Genomic DNA, 17,292 nt, shown 5'->3' with positions numbered 1-17,292 from the left:
TGACGCCGGGTGAGGGGGACTTCAGCCGCCGTGGCCGGTCTTGCGGGTGTGGAGCTGGCGGGCGACCTCGGCGATGGAGCCGGAGAGGGAGGGGTAGACGGTGAAGGCGTTGGCGATCTGCTCGACGGTGAGGCTGTTGTCGACGGCGATCGAGATGGGGTGGATCAGCTCGCTCGCCTTGGGCGCGACCACGACACCGCCGACCACGATGCCGGTGCCGGGGCGGCAGAGGAGCTTGACGAAGCCGTCGCGGACCCCCTGCATCTTCGCCCGCGGGTTGCGCAGCAGCGGCAGCTTGACGACGTTCGCCTCGATCCGCTTGGCGTCGATGTCCGCCTGGGTGTAGCCGACGGTGGCGATCTCCGGGTCGGTGAAGACGTTGGAGGAGACGGTCTTGAGGTTGAGCGGGGCCACCGCGTCGCCGAGGAAGTGGTACATCGCGATCCGCCCCTGCATCGCGGCGACCGAGGCGAGCGCGAAGATGCCGGTGACGTCGCCGGCCGCGTAGACGCCGGGGGCGCTGGTGCGGGAGACCTTGTCCGTCTTGATGTGCCCGGAGTCGGTGAGCTTGACGCCGGTCTCCTCCAGGCCCATCCCGCCGGTGTTGGGGATCGCGCCGACCGCCATCAGGCAGTGCGTTCCGCTGATCATCCGGCCGTCGGCGAGCGCCACCTCGACCCGGTCGCCGACCCGCTTCACGGACTGCGCGCGGGAGCGGGCCATCACGTTCATGCCGCGGCGGCGGAAGACGTCCTCCAGGACGGCGGCGGCGTCCGGGTCCTCGCCCGGCAGCACCCGGTCGCGGGAGGAGACCAGCGTGACCCGGGAGCCGAGCGCCTGGTAGGCGCCCGCGAACTCCGCGCCGGTGACGCCGGAACCGACCACGATCAGCTCTTCCGGCAGCTCGTCGAGGTTGTAGACCTGGGTCCAGTTCAAGATGCGCTCGCCGTCGGGCAGCGCGTCCTCCAGCTCGCGCGGGCGGGCCCCGGTCGCGATCAGCACCGCCTCGGCGGTCAGCCGCTCGCTGCTGCCGTCGGCGGCCTCGACCACGACACAGCGGGTGCCCTCGGCGGTCGGGCAGCCCTCCAGCCGGCCCCGGCCGCGCATCACCCGGGCACCGGCCCGGGTCACGGCGGCGGTGATGTCGTGCGACTGGGCGAGCGCGAGCCGCTTCACCCGGCGGTTCACCTTGCCGAGGTCCACCCCGACCACCCGGGCCGAACGGTCCAGCGGCGGCGTGTCGTCGGCGACGATGATGCCCAGTTCCTCGTACGAGGAGTCGAACGTCGTCATCACCTCGGCCGTGGCGATGAGGGTCTTGGACGGCACGCAGTCGGTCAGCACCGACGCCCCGCCCAAGCCGTCGGTGTCCACGACGGTCACCTCCGCGCCGAGCTGCGCCGCTACGAGCGCGGCTTCGTAGCCGCCGGGTCCGCCACCGATGATCACGATCCGAGTCACGTACCCCATTGTCCCGCACGTGCCAAGCGCTCGCCGCCAGGGTCCTGCCCGTACGGCGGCGGGGCAGTGGTACGGGCGCGCGACACCGCGACGGGGCCACGACGGGCGCCCGCCCCCGGCCCGCCGCCGTACGAAAACGGGCGGCCTCGCGGGTGAGCTCGCGGACTACCTCGCGGCGGCTTCGCGGACCACCTCCCGAGCCACCTCCCGGGCGACGTCGCAGGTCGCGCCGCGGGCACCGGCGAAGGCCCGGCGCAGCCGCCCGCGGCCCGGATCGCCCACGGACGCGGCGTCCGCTCCTTACGCCGCGCGAACCCCGCTCCCGTACTCTCGTGACCATGTCGCTCTACGCCGCCTACGGAAGCAACCTCGACGCGCGGCTGATGACGCGCCGCGCCCCGCACTCCCCGCTGCGCGGCACCGGGTGGCTCGACGGGTGGCGACTGACCTTCGGCGGCGAGCAGATGGGCTGGGAGGGCGCGCTGGCCACGGTCGTGGAGGCGCCGGGCCATCAGGTGTTCATCGGGTTGTACGACATCGCCGAGGTGGACGAGGAGTCCATGGATCGGTGGGAGGGCGTACCGCTGGGCATCTACCGGCGGACGACCCTGCGCGTGCACACCCTCGACGGCGACGAGGCGGCCTGGCTGTACGTCCTCAACGACTACGAGGGCGGCCTGCCCTCCGCCCGCTACCTCGGCGAGCTCGCGGACGCCGCCGAGTCCGCCGGCGCGCCGTACGACTACGTGATGGAGCTGCGCAAGCGGCCCTGCTGAGGCACCCCGCGGGGCCGCCGTCCACGCGCCCGTCCACGCGCCGCCCACGCCCCCGTCCACCGCGCCCGGCCGCCGCACTCCGGCCACCCGGGTGGCCGAGCCCACCCCGGTCGTCAATTGTCGGAAGATCCGATTTCCGGACATCATGTTTCTGCGGCGTCTACGCGCGTAGGGAAACACGGGTTACGCTCATCCGCGTGAACGCTTCCGCAGAACCCGATCCCTACGCCGCGGCCGATGCCGCCGCCGCCCGCCTCCGCGAGCTGACCGGCGCCGACACGCACGACGTGGCCCTCGTCATGGGCTCGGGCTGGGTGCCCGCCGCCGACGAACTCGGCACCCACGACCACGAGGTACCGATCACCGATCTGCCCGGGTTCCCGGCTCCCGTGGTCGCCGGGCACTCCGGGCAGGTCCGCTCGGTACGGATCGGCGAGGTGCGCGCCCTCGTCTTCCTCGGCCGCACCCACCTGTACGAAGGGCGCGGCGTCGACAGCGTCGTGCACGGCGTCCGTACCGCGGTCGCGGCCGGCTGCAAGACGATCGTGCTCACCAACGGCTGCGGAGGGCTCCGCCCCGGGTACCGGCCCGGCCAGCCCGTCCTGATCAGCGACCACATCAACATGACGGCGACCTCCCCGCTGCGCGGGCCGCGCTTCGTCGATCTCACCGACCTCTACTCGCCGCGGCTGCGGGCGCTGTGCCAGGAGGTCGACCCCTCCCTCGAAGAGGGTGTCTACGTCCAGTTGCCCGGCCCGCACTACGAGACCCCCGCGGAGATCGGCATGGTCCGCGCGATAGGGGGTGACCTCGTGGGGATGTCCACCGCCCTGGAGGCGATCGCCGCGCGCGAGGCGGGGGCCGAGGTCCTCGGGATCTCCCTCGTCACCAACCTCGCGGCCGGGATGACCGGGGCGCCCCTCAACCACGAGGAGGTCCTCGAAGCCGGCCGGGTCTCCGCCGCCCGCATGGGCGCCCTCCTCCACCAGGTCCTGGGCCGACTCTGACCCACCCGAGCAGGAACCAAGCCCGCCCGGCGATTTGAGGGCAGACGAACGGACAAAGGAGGACCGACGTGCGGCTCGAGCCCACGCAGTGGATCGCGGAGGACCCCGACCCCGACACCCGGGCGGAACTCGAAGCCCTCGTACGGGCCGCGGACGGCGGGGACGAGGACGCCCGCGCGGACCTCGCGGACCGCTTCCGGGGCACCCTGGAGTTCGGCACCGCCGGGCTGCGTGGCGCGATGGGCGGCGGCCCGATGCGGATGAACCGCGCCGTGGTGATGCGCGCGGCGGCGGGCCTGGCCGCGTACGTACAGGACACGCACCCGGCGGACCGGGGCCCCGGCCTCGTGGTGATCGGGTACGACGCCCGGCACAAGTCGGAACGCTTCGCGCGGGACACGGCCGCCGTGATGACCGGCGCGGGCCTGGCCGCGGCGGTGCTGCCCCGCCCGCTGCCCACCCCCGTCCTGGCGTTCGCGATCCGCCACCTCGGCGCGGCCGCCGGCGTGATGGTGACCGCGAGCCACAACCCGCCGCAGGACAACGGCTACAAGGTCTACCTGGGCGACGGCTCGCAGATCGTGCCGCCCGCGGACGCGGAGATCGCCGAGCGGATCGCGGCGGTCGGCCCGCTGAAGACCGTGCCGACGCCCGAGGACGGCTGGACGGTGCTCGGCGAGGACGTCGTGGCGGCGTACCTGGACCGCGCGGTGGGCGTGGTCGCCCCGGACGGCCCGCGCGAGGTGTCGACCGTCTACACGCCGCTGCACGGCGTGGGCCTGCGGACGCTGCTCGCCGCGTTCGACCGGGCCGGGTTCCCCGCGCCCACCGTGGTGCCGTCGCAGGCCGAACCCGACCCGGACTTCCCCACCGTGGCGTTCCCGAACCCCGAGGAACCCGGTGCGATGGACCTCGCCTTCGAGACCGCCCGCGCGCACCGCCCCGACCTGGTGATCGCCAACGACCCCGACGCGGACCGCTGCGCCGTGGCCGTACCCGACCCGGCCGCCCCCGGCGGCTGGCGGATGCTTCGCGGCGACGAGCTGGGCGCGCTGCTCGCCGTCCACCTGGTACGCCGCGGCGCCGCCGTCCCCGGCCGGGACACCTTCGCGGCGAGCATCGTCTCCTCCTCGCTGCTGTCGAAGATCGCCGCCCGCGCCGGCCTCTGCTACGCCGACACCCTCACCGGCTTCAAGTGGATCTCCCGCGTGCCGGGCCTGCGGTACGGCTACGAGGAAGCGCTCGGCTACTGCGTCGACCCGGCGGGGGTCCGTGACAAGGACGGCATCACCGCCGCGCTGCTCATCGCCGAACTCGCCGCCGACCTCAAGCGGGGCTCCCGCACGCTCGGCGACCTGCTCGACGAACTCGCCCTCACCCACGGGCTGCACGCCACCGACCAGCTCTCGGCCCGGGTCGCCGACCTGTCGCTGATCGGCGCGGCCATGGAGCGCCTGCGGGCGCACCCCCCGACCGAGCTGGCCGGCCTCGCCGTCACCGGGGTCGACGACCTCGCCGCCGGTTCCGAGGAGTTGCCGCCCACCGACGGCCTGCGCTACCGCATGGCCGGGCCCGGGGTCGACGGCGCCCGTGTCGTGGTCCGGCCCAGCGGGACCGAGCCAAAGCTCAAGTGCTACCTCGAAGCGGTGCTGCCCGTGTCCGAGCCCTCGGCCCTGCCCCAGGCCCGCGCCGCCGCAGCCGAGTTGCTCGCCGCCCTCAAGCGCGACCTGGCGACCGCGGCCGGCATCTGAGCGCCGCGGGGACCTGCGTCCGGACCTGGCGTCGGAACCTGGCGTCGGGCTCTCTCCTCAGCCGAAGCGGCCCTGGACGTAGTCCGAAGTGCGCGGGTCCTGGGGGTGGTTGAACATCGCGTCGGTGGGGCCGTGCTCCACCACCGCTCCGGGTGTGCCCTGTTCGGCGAGGAAGAACGCGCACTGGTGGGAAACCCGGGCGGCCTGCTGCATGTTGTGGGTGACGATCACGATCGTCACCTCGTCGGACAGCTCGCCGATGGTCTGCTCGATCCGCCGGGTGGAGGTCGGGTCGAGTGCGGAGCACGGCTCGTCCATCAGCAGCACCCGGGGGCGCACCGCCAACGCGCGGGCGATGCACAGGCGTTGCTGCTGCCCGCCGGACAGCGCGCCGCCCGGCTGCCGCAGCCGGTCGGCGACCTCGCGCCACAGCCCGGCCTTGGTCAGGCACTCCTCGACCAGGGCGTCCCGCGCGGAGCGGTCGGCCTTGACCCCGTTCATCCGCAGCCCGGCGAGCACGTTGTCGTAGATCGACATCGCGGGGAAGGGGTTGGGCTTCTGGAAGACCATGCCGATCTCGCGGCGGGCGTGCGTGATCCGGCGGCCCCGGTCGTAGATGTCATGGCCGTCCAGCAGCACCTGGCCGGCCAGTGAGGCGGTGCCGACCAACTCGTGCATCCGGTTGAGGATGCGCAGGAAGGTGGACTTGCCGCAGCCGGACGGGCCGATCAGCGCGGTGACACGCTGCGCGGGCATGGTGAGCGAGACCTGGTCGAGGACCTTGTGGTCGCCGAACCAGGCGGACACGTCGCGGGCCTCCAGCGTGGCGGAGCGCGAACCCGCCCCGGACGGCGGCGCGAGCACGGCCGCGCCGGCGAACGGCGCGCTGCCGGTGGCCGCCCCCGCAGGTCCCGCAGGCCCCGCAGGTCCCGCCGCCGACGACGCGGGCGATACGGGTGGCGCGGGCGACGCGGGTACGGGCGGCAGCGGAACGGTCTTGTCGGTGGCTGACATCGAGTGGCGATCCCCTCAGACGGAGCGGTGTGCGGGCGGCGCGGACCGCGCCCGGCCCGGGCGGGTCACAGCAAGGCGGGTCACGACAGGGCGGGTCACAGCAGGTTGGGCAGCAGTTCGGTGGCCGCGCCCGACAGCGCGATGACCAGGGCGGTGAGCACCGGCACCCCGGTGATCCAGCTCTGCCAGCTGCCCCAGCGGCGGTGCGCCCAGCTCACCGCGACCGTGGCGAGCAGCAGCGCCTGGAGCCACAGCAGGACCGGCAGCCAGACCGACGGGTCACCGGACAGCGGCAGTTCGGCCGAGGAGACGGCGCCGCCGGCCGCCGGTGCGGGCTGCGCGGTGCCGACCAGGTCGGCGTCGACCCGCAGCACCCCGTGCGGCGTGTAGAGCCCGCCGGTCGCGGTGACCAGCGTCAACCGTCCTCCGCCCGCAGTCAGTTGGGGCGGGGTGGGGTCGCCGGCCCGGCGTACGTCGGTCACCTTGTACTGCGCGTGGCCCTGGCCGGTGGTGACGGTGATCGGGTCGCCGGCGTGCAGCCGGGCGAGGTGGTTGAAGGGGCTGCCGTAGCCCCACTGCCGTCCCATGATCGTGCTGGTGCCGGCCTGGCCGGGCATGGGGGTGTTGCGCAGGTGGCCCGGCCCCGACATCAGCACGCCGGAGGTGGTGCCCTGGAAGACGACTTCGCGCAGGCCGATGGCGGGGATGTGCAGCACCGCGACCGGGGCGCCGCTGCGCACCTCCTTGCCGCGCGCGTCCTTCGGTCCCACCGGGGCGGTGCCCAGGGCGAGTTCGGCGCGCAGCCGGTCGTATTCGGTCTGCTGGGCGCGGGCGTGCTCGATGTGGCCGAGCACCGTGAGGTTCGCGGCGAAGCCGAGCAGCAGCGCGGCCAGGACGGTCAGCGCCGCGCCCGGGATCGCGAGCCACGGGTCCGGCCGGCCGCTGCCGCCCCTGCCGGACGGCGGCTCCGGCGCCGGCTCCGCCCGCGATCGCGGCGGCGGGTACGGCGGCCCGGCCTGAGGCTGCGACGGTGAGACGACGGCCACGGGTGCGCTCCTTCGATGCGGATCGGGCGGTGGGGTGCGGTGGTTGGGGGGCTGGGACGACGGTCGGCGGCGCGGGGGGACCCGTAGGGCGGGCCGATCGCCCTGCGGGGTAGGGAAGTTGGAACCTGCTCCGCCGGGTCAGGGGTGCGGTGGTTGGAAGGTCCCGCCAGCGGTCGGCGTCGCGCGGGGACCTCGTAGAGCGGGCTGATCGCCCTGCCGGATACGGCACTTGGGGCCCTGCCCCGCCGGGTCGGCGCGGCTCGGCCCGGGTCGCCCCGGATCGCGCCGCGCCGGCCCGGCTGAGTGGGTCAGTCCCTCGGGCTCGGGCCGAAGCTGAGCAACTTGCCGTTGCGGCGCACCCGGTGGACGGCGTAGCCGCCGCCCGCGGCGAGCACCAGGGCGAGCCCGGTCAGCGGGAGGACCCCGGTGGCGCCGGTGGCCGCGAGCGTTCCGCCGCCGCCGGAGGTGCCGCCGCTGGTACCACCGCTGTCGCCGGACCCGCCGCCGATGTCGCCACCGGTGTCGCTGCCCGAAGTGCCGGACGTGTCACCAGAGGTGTCACCGGAGGTGTCCCCGGCCGTGGCGCCCGAGGAGTCCCCGGAGGTGTCCCCGGCCGTGCTGCCGGACGAGTCCCCGGAGGTGTCACCCGACGTGTCCCCCGCGGTCGTACCGCTGGTGCTCGCCGCCGCGCCGACGGTGAACGGGAAGTCCACCGCGATGCCGCTGGTGTGCCCGGTGAGCGTCAGCTTGTGGCTGCCTTCGGCAACGGAATCCGGCAGCGTGTAGGCGAGGTTGTCGACGGCGCCGGCACTGTCGGCGGGCGCGGTGGCGGGCGTCGCCGCGGCACCGTCCAGCGTGAGGTCCACGCTCTCCCCCGAACTGCCGGACGGCGCCGGCAGGAACCCGGTGGCCGTCACCGCGATCTTCTGACCGCCCTTCAGGTTCGGCGTGTCGCTCAGCGCGTTGCCGGTGTCGTCGAGCACCGTGACGTCGGGCTCGTCGACGATCGCGTAACTCACCGTCGTGGAGCTCTGCGTGTACTTCGTGTTGTCGTCCGGCACGAAGATCGCCCCGAGCGGCACCAGCGCCGGGTTGGCCAGCGCCGGGAGTTGCGCCGTCGCCGTGCCGTCGGCCACGGTGGCGGTCGCGATCTGGCTGGTGCCGTCCCGCAGGAACTGGACCCGCCCCGCCGCGTCGGCCGGCTGGACCTTCGCGGTGAGGGCGACCTTGTTGTTCACCTGGGCGTGGCCGACCGGGCTCTCGGTGAGGGTGACCGTGGTCTGCGTCGCCGGCGCGGTCTGCTCCACCGCCCAGTTCTGCCCGGTGATCTCGATGGCCATGGTGTACGTCCGCAGCGCCTGGTCGGTGGCCGGGGTGGCGAGACCGCACTCCACGGTGAGCGGGTAGGTGCCGTCGGTGACCGTCCGCAGCGCGGTGCTGATGGAGACGTAGGCGTCACCCGTGGGCGCGGTGGCCGGCAGCGTCACTTCGGCCGGCACGCTCGTGTACGGGGCGCCGTCCTTGACGACCAGCAGGGCCTTCGTCAGGCCGTCCGGCGTGATCAGCGAGACCCGCAGCGCGTCCTGGTAGGGCGCCGGGCAACCCGCCGACAGCGACAGCCCGGTGACGAAGGGCTTGTCGGTGACGGTGCCGCTGCTCGGCGTGAGGGTCACGGTGCCGTTGATGTCCGCGTGCGCGGCCCCCGATGTGGTGAACACCAGTGCTCCGGTGCCCAGGATCAGTGCGAGCACGCTCAGCACTGCGGCGTGCATTCTTCGTTTCATCTCTCCTCGTCCCCTCGGGGGTGCGGTCGGCGGTGCGGTGCCGCCGTGTCCACGGCGGCAGCCGGGCACCTGTGGGGTGCCCGGCCAGTGGTGCGGTTCGTGCTGGTCAGATCGTCATGACCGCCACTTCGTGGTGAAGGTGAAGGTGACCGAGAGGTGGCTGGTCCTGCCCTGGAGGGTCAGCGTGTGGGTGCCGTCGGCGATCAGCCACGGCACCTGGAGGTCGTAGCCGCTCACCGAGCCGGCCGTGTCGGTGGTGACCGCGGGGAAGAGCGCGAGCGCGCCACTGACGCGCGGGTCGACCTGCTCCTGCGCGGCGGGCAGGAAGCCCTGCGCGGAGACCTCGATGTGCTGGCCGGGCACCAGGCGCGGGGTGCCGCCGAGCGGGTCGCCGTCCGCGTCGGTGACCTGGATGCCGGGCGCCGCGGTGAAGGAGTACGAGAAGACCGCCACGTCCTGCGCGTAGCCGATCGGGTCGGACGGCACGAAGGTGGCGACGTAACGGCGTACCGCGGCGGTGCCGTTGGCCGGCGCGGTGACGCTCGCGGTGCCGTCCACCACCGGCACCGGATCGCCGATCGGGGTGGTGTTGTCGGTGGTGAACCGGACCGTGCCGCTCGCCTTCGGGCTGACGTGCGCGGTCAGCGTGAAGGGGCTGCCGGCCTGGACGTGGCCCGCCGGATCGCCGGACAGCCGCAGCGTGGTCTCGACCGGCGCGGGCAGGTCGTCGACGGCGAAGGTGCTGCCCGTGACCTGGATGAAGCCGGTGGCCGACGGCCGGTCGGGGAAGTCCGCGTGGTCGGCGTTGCCGCACACCACGTGGATCGGGTAGACGCCGTCGGCGACGGGCACGTGCACGGTCTGGAAGGCGGAGGCGATCGACCGCACCAGGACACCGGGGCCCGACTGGGCGGGCGGCCGGGTGGTGACGGCGTCGCCGCTGTACGGGGCACCGTCGGTGAGGTTGGCCGCGAGCGCGGATTCGCGGCCGTCGGGCACCACGAGGTACACGGCGAGGTTGTCCTGGTAGCCGGCCGGGCAGGCCCGGGCGACCGAGACGGAACTGAACGGCGAGCTGTCGGTGAGGCTGTCGCTGCGGGCGGTGAGGGTGACCTTCGGCCCGGCCGTCGCGGCCCGGGTCGCGTTCTGCGCGCTCGCGGTGCCGCTCGTGGTGAGCGCGGCGCCGGCGCCCAGGAGCACGGTCAGCGCGCCGACCAGCGCGCCGTACAGTCTTCGGTTCATCGGTGGTCTTCTCCCTGGAGGTCCGGGGGGTGGCCGGGCACCCGCGAACGGGTGCCCGGCCCCGGCGGTGGTGCTACGGGTCAGGTCAGAGGATCAGCGCGCCGGTCACGCTGGTGCTGCCGCAGTCGGTGAGGGTGCCGAAGCCGTACTCCTGGATGACGTCGGTGCTGGCGCAGACGTCGGAGTTCGGGCCGACGAAGGCCTGCGCGATGTCCGGCTCGGTCAGCCGGGAGGTCTGGAACACGTTGTAGACGTCGCGGTGGATCGGGAACGAGGTGTTCAACTTGCTGCTGACCACGGGGGCGACGTTGTCGATCGAGCGCAGTTGGGCGCCGTGGATGCGGTTGCGCACCCCGGTCACCGCGCTGTTGCTCTGCGCGATGTACTGGGCGATGGAGAACGGGGCGATGTCCTCGGCGCCGTCGGCGGCGACGGTGCGCTTCAGCGAGCCGCCGTCGTGCTCCTCGACCGAGACACCGTCCTTGTCGGTGTCCTTGACGCAGGAGGGCAGGGTGGTGGCGTTGAAGCCGAGGGTGGCCGCCCAGAACTTCCGGGTGCCGGAGCCGGCCTGCGGCACCAGCGGGTGGACGGTCACGCCGCCGATCACGGGGAACTGACCGGCCGCCAGCGGGTTGCCGGTCGCCGGGTCCTGGCAGTTGTAGGCGCGGGTGAGCTGCTGCGTGGTGAAGTTCGCCGGCAGGGTGCTGGTGCCGGAGACCGCCACGGTGACCGCGTCCAGGGCGAACGGAACCCAGGTGCCGCTGATGCCGTCGGAGGCGGGGTGGCTGGGTGCGCTGGAGGAACGCGCGAAGTCGAAGTTGTTGGTGCCGGCGGTGATGTCGGCGGCGAGGCCGTTGACGCCCTCGCCGGAGCCGTTCGGCCGCTGCACCGGGGAGTGTCCGGCCCGGGTGGTGATGTTGCCGTGCACCGCGCCGGTGGCGGGGTCGACCGCGTCGTAGGAGGCGATCAACAGCGACGCCGGGTCGAGGTCCGGGTCCTGGACCTCGTTGGCCAGACCGTTGAGCACGTCCTGCGTGGTGTCGGAACCGACGCCGACGAGCTCACGGAAGTTGCTGCCGGTGACAGGGTCGCTGCCCGGGTCGGCCTGCGCGGTGGGCATGGCCAGTCCGAGACTCAGTGCGGCGACGCCCGCGGCGATCGCCGCCCGCTTGGCGAGTTTCACGTTCACTTGCTTCCTCCGTATGAGGCGGATGGAATTTCAGGTGTGACGTGCCGGGAACCACGCAATTCCCCGTTCCCCGGGCAGTGCGCAATTCCCTGGAACATCCGGCCGGGCCGGACACCGAATACTCTGCCCACTTCATCTCCGCGCGGCAACCAAATCAAAAGCCCCGGTAAAGTGAACAGAAGGGCGGCAGAAGTAATCTCGATTTTCCTTCCACGGGGCGCGCAGGTCCCGCGGCGTGCGCGCGTTCCCGCCGGCGGACAGCGGCCCGCTCATGCCGTGCTCCGCCGGAAGCGCGCCGGTATCAGGGAGCGGCCCGCGCCGCGTATGCCGCCCGCGCGCATCAGCAGCGGTCCGCCCAGCGAGGCGGCGATGCCCGCGATCAGCACGATCAGCAGCACCCAGCGCACCGCGCCGAGCACCGCGCCCGGGGTGATGCCGGTCTTGGCCACGGGTGTGCCGTTCGAGGGACCGCCGGAGCCGTTCTTCAGCGCGGCCGGGGACGCGGACCGCGAGGACGAGGGCGTGGCGCCCGCGGTGCCGCCCGCCGTCGCGCCGGCCGTACCGGTGCCGCCGCCCGGTCCGCCGCCGGACCCGCCCGAGAGCCCCGAACCGCCGCCCGACGCGCCGTCGGAACCACCGCCGGAGCCGCCGGGCGAGGCGGGCACGACACCGGTGACCAGCTCGGACGCGGCGGTGAGCGTCTGGTCGCGCAGTGCGGCCGGCAGCGGCGCGTAGCCGGGCGGGAGCAGGCCGGGACCGATGCCGGTCGTCTGTCCGGGGCCGGCGACGTACCGCAGCATGGTGGCGTAGTCCTTGCGCGCGGCGGCGTCCTGGCCGACGGAGGCGGCCGCGTAGGTGACCGTGGCCAGAGGGTAGGCGCCCGGCGTCTTCAGCCCCGGGTCCGCGTCCAGCACACCCTTGGTGGAGCCGGCCTTCCAGCCCGCCACCGCCTTGGTCAGGGAGTCGGTGGTCGGGGAGACCCACTGGCCGGCGGGGTTGAGCAGTTCGGCGACGCCGAGCCGGTAGCGGGAGGCGGTGGCCGCGTCGGTCACACCGAAGGAGAAGAACTTCCCCGGCAGGGACATACCGGTCTGCAGCTTCGGCGGCTGGGCGATGAGGTCCGCGCCCGTCGCGCCGGGCTGCGCCGCGGACAGCACCCTGGTCGCGTCGCCGTGCAGGTCGGCGTTGTACGGATTGGTCGCGGTGCTGTCGATCAGCAGGTTCGGGTACTGGGCGGACGGCGTGTACGACGTCGGATCGGGCCTCGGGTAGTCCGCGATGGCGGACGTGGCCGGTTTCAACGAGAGGAAGTAGGGATTGATCGTCATTCCCCAGGGGTCCGGCTTTCCCGCCAGGAAACTCTTCGCGTCCGGGTCGGAACGCAGCCAGCGCCATAGTTCCGCGGTGAAGTCGCCGGAGCTCTGCGGAAGCGCGATACCCTCGATCTGGCTGGAACCCGGGTCGTTCCCGAGATCCGGATTGAGTTTCAGGAACTCCGGGTCCTTGGAAAGACCCTCCGCGTTCCGCGCCGACAGTTTTCCGCGCGGGATGTCCGGGCCCGGCACGTCCCACTGGTAGGAAAGGGTCAGCATCTTGGCGACCAGCCGGGCATTGAGCCGGATTCTCGGCACCATCTTGGTCGACGCCGCGACCTCGACGTTGTAGCTGATCACCAGGCCGGAGACCGCCACCGGCGCGTACACGATCGCCGCGCCGTCCGGCGGCGGCGAGATCGGCGACTCCATGAAGGCCAGTCCCGCCGAGCCGTCGCTGGGGTGGGCGATCTGGCCGCGGCCGACATCGTCGCTCTGCAACTCGTAGCCGAAGGTGATCTTGTCCTCGGTGCACATCGTCGGCTGCCACGAGGTGATCGCCTCGTCGGCCATCTCGGACCCGGTGGTCATCCGCTCCTTCTGCCCGATCGGGCAGTAGGCGCCGACCGGTGCGAAGTCCAGCCGGAAGACGATCCGCTGGGCCCAGTTCGTCGCCGACAGGGGCGAGGTGACCAGGCCGCCGTCGCCGAGGTCAGGGGTGGAGCCGTCGGGCTCGTGGGTGCCGCGGGGAACCACCACCAGCCAGCACGGCTCGGGCGGCACGCCGTCCTTGAGCACCTGCCCGCAGCCGAGGTAGTCCGCGTCGGTCAGGCTGAAGACGACCGAGCCGGTGCCGTCGGCCGCGGTGGGCGCGTAGTCCTGCTCGTTGCTGGTCAACGTGCTGAAGTACGTGTTCATGTTGGTGGTGGCGGCGCCCTTCACCGGCTGGAACGGCAGGGTCTGCTGCCCGCTGGTGTACGTCGTCTCCTGCGGGTCGTACCGCCCGGTACCGACCGTGAAGCCGACTTCGCGCCTGGCCGTCTGGGACGGGCCGATGCCGCCGGACGGCGTCCCCATCTCGCACTGCTCGCGGGTGGGTCCGTCCGGCGAGTCACCCCAGCACTGCATGATCTGGAGGAAGTTGTAGCCGTACCTGCTGGAGTCGGCCATGGCGGTCGGGGCGCCGCCGGTCCAGTTGACCTTCAGGCCCTGGCCGCGCAGTTCCCTGGTCTGCTCGACGGTCACCTTCAGAGAGGTGAAGTCGTCCCAGGTGCCCTTCGTACCGGACTTCGTCACGGCGGACCCGCTGCCGGCGTCGTCCGCGTGCGCCGTGCCGGCCGCGGGCAGCGGCAGCAGCACCAGGCCGACGGCGGCGAGCAGGGCGCACCCCAGCCCGCCGAGGCGTACGAACAGCCCCCGGTTCGCCCGGGGTCGGGCGTCGCGCGCGGTCATTTGCGCCCTCCTGCTCTGGCGGTGAGCCGGCGGGCGAGGGCCGGCGGGGCGATCACGACGAGGAGCAGCAGCAGCGCGGACAGGCCCATCAGCCAGGTCCGCAGGCCCCAGAACGAGTCGGCGCCCACCGGCACGGTCGATGCGGCGATGTCCTGGCCGCCGTCGCCGGAGCCGCCGGCGTCACCGATCGCCTGACCGGTGTCGGGGTCGACGCCGCCGGAGGTGCCGCCCGCCGTGGCGGTCGCGGTGCCCCCGCCCGAGGTGCCGCCCGCCGAACCCGCCCCCGCGGTGCTCCCCGAGGTGGTCCCCGAACTGCTCCCGGTGCCACCGCTGTTCGCGCCGCCGCCCGAGCCGGAGCCGGCCGTGGAGCTGCCGCCCGACGCGGACGACTTCACCGGCGTCCTGGTCCTGCTCGCACCGCCGGTGCCGTCGGAGCACTGCGTCGGCCCGGCCTTGTCGCAGGACTTGGGGAACGGCGCGTTCTTCGCCAGGGTGTTGGTGCCGTTGGTGGAGAAGGTCGGGTTGTCGCAGCCCTTGAGGTTGATGTTCTGGACCTCGACCCCGGGAATCCGTCTGAGCTGGTCGAAGCCGGCCTGCACCAGGTTGATCGGCAGCGGTGAGAAGCCCAGCGGCTCGGCCTGCCGCTGGCCCTCGCACAGGAAGTAGTAGCCGAACGCGCCCAGCGTCCTGCCCTTGTCGGTGGTGAGGCCGTCCTCCACCTTCGTCGGCAGGATCATGTAGCTGTAGCTGGACAGCGGATACGTGCGCGCGTCCTTGTAGTGGTAGACGTTGTCGAGGATCTGCGTCAGGTACTGCGACGAGCTCTTGTTGTCGTTGATCTGCGCCTGGGTCAGCGCGACCGCGACGTTGGAGGCGGTCGGCTCGGTGTAGTACCCGTCCGCGTTCTCGATCTTGGCGACCGGGAAGCCGGTGGTCACCGCGTAGGAGTATTCGACGTAGGTGATGGCGCCGTCGGCGTAGTTCTGCCGGGTGTAGCCGGAGACCCCGAGCGACCCGGACTGCGAGATGAAGCCGGAGCCGGGGACCGTCGGGAAGTACGACGTCAGGCCGCAGGGCACCGGCTTGTCGACGCGCCGGCAGTAGTCGTTCCAGACGGCGCCGTGCTCCTTGGACATCCACAGCGTGAACTGGGCGGTGGTGCCGGAGCCGTCGGAGCGGACCACGGGGATGATCTTGCGGCTGGGCAGGGTCAGGCCGGGGTTGTCGGCGGCGATCTGCTTGTCCGACCAGTTGGTGATCTTCCCGGTGAAGATCTTGCTGACGGTGTCGCCGCTCAGCCGCAGGTTGGTGACCCGCTTCCCGCCGATCTGCAGGTTGTACATGAACGCGGTGCCACCGGCCACGATCGGCATGTAGGCGTAGCCGCGGGTCGGCGGGGCCTCGCGGACCCCGAACTCGGTCATCCCGTAAGGGATCTCGGACACCCCGAAGTCGACGGTGCCGTTGCGGAACTGCTGGCGCCCGTCGGAGGAGCCGGTGCCGGCGTAGTCGATGGTCATGCCGTACTGCGTGACGTTGCGGCGCCACTGGTCGATGGCGTTCTGGCTCCAGGTGGAGCCCGCGCCGCTGATCCGCGCGTAGGTCGCCGCCGAGGCGGTCGGGCCCTGTCCGAGGACCAGCAGCGAGCAGATCAGCAGCGCGAGAGCCGCTGCCGCCGCCCGAATCCTTCTCACGATCCGTCAACTCCCTGTGCGGTGCCCTGGTCGGGGTGTTCCTGGTCCTGATCGGTGGTGGCTGGTGTGTCGGGGGGACGTGGGGTGTCCGGGCCGCCGGGGTCACCCGGGCCGACGGGCGCGGCAGGACCGGTCGGCGCGGAGGAGGCGCCGTGCGCCGTGGTGTCGCCGGGATCACCCGGGCCGCCGGGTGCGGCACGAACGGCAGGCGCGGCGGAGCCGCCCGGCGCGGTCCGCCACAGCGCCTCGGTCCGCACCTCGCTCGCTTCCGCCCGTCCGCCCGCGCTTCGCGCCGCCCGCCGGGCGAACCGCTCCTGGTCGCGCCGGGACGCGACCACCCGCCGGTGGGTGCCGCGCCGGGTCAACTCGCCCGGCCCGCGCCCGCCGACGACCCGGGCCGCCACGAACAGCGCGAGCACCAGCACCACCAGCACCGACGCGGTGCCGAAGCCGCGGGCGATCATGGCCGGCTGCGGCGACTGCACGAACTCGAAGGCGGCCAGCGGCAGCGACACCATCGGGTTGTGGAACGGCTGGTAGTTGGTGACCGCGGTGAACCCCGCGGTGAGCAGCACCGGGGACGTCTCGCCGACGCCGCGGGCGGTGCCCAGGATCACCGCGGTGGTCAGCCCGGACCGGGCCGTCGGCAGCACCACGTGCCACACCGTGCGCCAGCGCGGCGCCCCCAGCGCGTACGACGCCTCCCGCAGGGTGCCCGGCACCAGCCGGATCACCACGTCGGACGCCCGGATGATGATCGGCAGCATCATCACCGAGATCGCCAGCGCCGCCGCGAAGCCGGACTTGTCCAGGCCGACCGCCAGGATGGCGGTGGCGTAGACGAACAGGCCGGCCACGATGGACGGCAGCGCGGTCATCGCCTCGACCACGGTCCGCACGAAGCGCGCGTAGCGGCCGGGCACCTCGTTGAGGAACACCGCGCACAGCAGGCCGGCCGGCACGGTGAGCACCAGGCCGATGGCGATCTGGATCAGCGTGCCGATGATCGCGTGCCGGATACCGCCGACGCTCAGCGGGTCCAGCGGCCCGGCCTCGCGCATGTCCTGGGTGAAGAAGTTCAGGTGCGGCAGCGCCTTGCGGCCGGACCACAGCGTGTAGACGAGCACGAAGCCCAGCGCGACCAGCAGGAGGACGGCCAGGCTGTGCACGATCGCCGACGCGATCCGGTCGCGCACCGTGGGACCGTCCTCGTCGTACGACACCAGCAGCGCGTACAGCGCGAGGAACAGCGCGTACGCGCACACCACGAAGCCGAGGCCGCCGCTGAACGGCGCGAGGCGGGTGAAGAACAGCCAGGTCAGGGCGAGCGACGCGGCCGCGGCACCGACCGCGGAGAACACGTCGGTCCGGCGCACCGTGCTGGTGGAGCGGCGCCGTTCGGCCGCCGGACCGGCCGGGCCCGGCAGCGTGGTGGTGGCCGCGGGCGGCGCGGCGAGGTCGGGCGGCAGGGCGCCGGGCGGGCCGGGCGCGGCCTCGGTGGCGGCGTTGGTGATGTCCGTGGTCATGCGGATTGCCTCTCCTGACGGCGCCGGTCGTTCGGCT

Annotated in this window: 12 protein-coding genes; 3 read left to right on the top strand and 9 right to left on the bottom strand. The window is 73.0% G+C overall.

Annotation, left to right across the window (positions count from 1 at the left end; all coding sequences use genetic code 11):
* Positions 1-21: 21 nt before the first annotated feature.
* A complete protein-coding gene (locus tag OG370_RS26475; RefSeq protein ID WP_328468441.1) occupies positions 22-1,470 on the bottom strand; it encodes an NAD(P)H-quinone dehydrogenase in 1,449 nt (482 codons plus the stop codon).
* A 329-nt stretch (positions 1,471-1,799) separates the two neighbouring features.
* Between OG370_RS26475 and OG370_RS26470 the strand changes: the two genes are divergently transcribed.
* From OG370_RS26470 to OG370_RS26460, 3 genes are all read left to right on the top strand, one after another.
* On the top strand, positions 1,800-2,237 hold the full coding sequence (locus OG370_RS26470) for a gamma-glutamylcyclotransferase (RefSeq protein ID WP_328468439.1): 438 nt from the start codon (positions 1,800-1,802) through the stop codon (positions 2,235-2,237).
* Between the two features lie 197 nt (positions 2,238-2,434).
* Positions 2,435-3,244: a purine-nucleoside phosphorylase gene (locus OG370_RS26465; RefSeq protein ID WP_328468437.1), complete on the top strand. Its 810-nt coding sequence runs from the start codon at positions 2,435-2,437 to the stop codon at positions 3,242-3,244.
* 68 nt (positions 3,245-3,312) lie between these two features.
* Positions 3,313-4,995: a phospho-sugar mutase gene (locus OG370_RS26460; protein WP_328468435.1), complete on the top strand. Its 1,683-nt coding sequence runs from the start codon at positions 3,313-3,315 to the stop codon at positions 4,993-4,995.
* A 57-nt stretch (positions 4,996-5,052) separates the two neighbouring features.
* Here OG370_RS26460 and OG370_RS26455 read toward each other — a convergent pair whose 3' ends face one another.
* The 8 genes from OG370_RS26455 to pstA all read right to left on the bottom strand — a co-directional run bounded on the left by OG370_RS26455 (position 5,053) and on the right by pstA (position 17,255).
* Positions 5,053-6,009: a phosphate ABC transporter ATP-binding protein gene (locus tag OG370_RS26455; RefSeq protein WP_328468433.1), complete on the bottom strand. Its 957-nt coding sequence runs from the start codon at positions 6,007-6,009 to the stop codon at positions 5,053-5,055.
* A 95-nt stretch (positions 6,010-6,104) separates the two neighbouring features.
* Positions 6,105-7,055: a sortase gene (locus OG370_RS26450; protein WP_328468431.1), complete on the bottom strand. Its 951-nt coding sequence runs from the start codon at positions 7,053-7,055 to the stop codon at positions 6,105-6,107.
* Between the two features lie 308 nt (positions 7,056-7,363).
* A complete protein-coding gene (locus tag OG370_RS26445; RefSeq protein WP_328468429.1) occupies positions 7,364-8,839 on the bottom strand; it encodes a hypothetical protein in 1,476 nt (491 codons plus the stop codon).
* A 114-nt stretch (positions 8,840-8,953) separates the two neighbouring features.
* Positions 8,954-10,081 (bottom strand): hypothetical protein, encoded by a 1,128-nt coding sequence (locus tag OG370_RS26440; RefSeq protein WP_328468427.1) that lies wholly within the window; start codon positions 10,079-10,081, stop codon positions 8,954-8,956.
* An 85-nt stretch (positions 10,082-10,166) separates the two neighbouring features.
* Entirely contained in the window at positions 10,167-11,270 is a 1,104-nt protein-coding gene (locus tag OG370_RS26435; RefSeq protein WP_328468425.1) for a substrate-binding domain-containing protein, read from the bottom strand.
* A 269-nt stretch (positions 11,271-11,539) separates the two neighbouring features.
* Entirely contained in the window at positions 11,540-14,035 is a 2,496-nt protein-coding gene (locus OG370_RS26430; RefSeq protein ID WP_328468423.1) for a hypothetical protein, read from the bottom strand.
* On the bottom strand, positions 14,032-15,729 hold the full coding sequence (locus OG370_RS26425; protein ID WP_328468421.1) for a phosphate ABC transporter substrate-binding protein PstS: 1,698 nt from the start codon (positions 15,727-15,729) through the stop codon (positions 14,032-14,034). Before OG370_RS26425 ends, OG370_RS26430 begins: the two co-directional genes overlap by 4 nt.
* Positions 15,726-17,255: a phosphate ABC transporter permease PstA gene (pstA, locus tag OG370_RS26420; RefSeq protein ID WP_328468419.1), complete on the bottom strand. Its 1,530-nt coding sequence runs from the start codon at positions 17,253-17,255 to the stop codon at positions 15,726-15,728. Before pstA ends, OG370_RS26425 begins: the two co-directional genes overlap by 4 nt.
* Positions 17,256-17,292 lie beyond the last annotated feature (37 nt).

It is taken from the genome of Streptomyces sp. NBC_00448 (assembly GCF_036014115.1).
Classification (GTDB): Bacteria; Actinomycetota; Actinomycetes; order Streptomycetales; family Streptomycetaceae; genus Actinacidiphila.
This window is presented reverse-complemented; position numbering and strand designations above follow the sequence as displayed.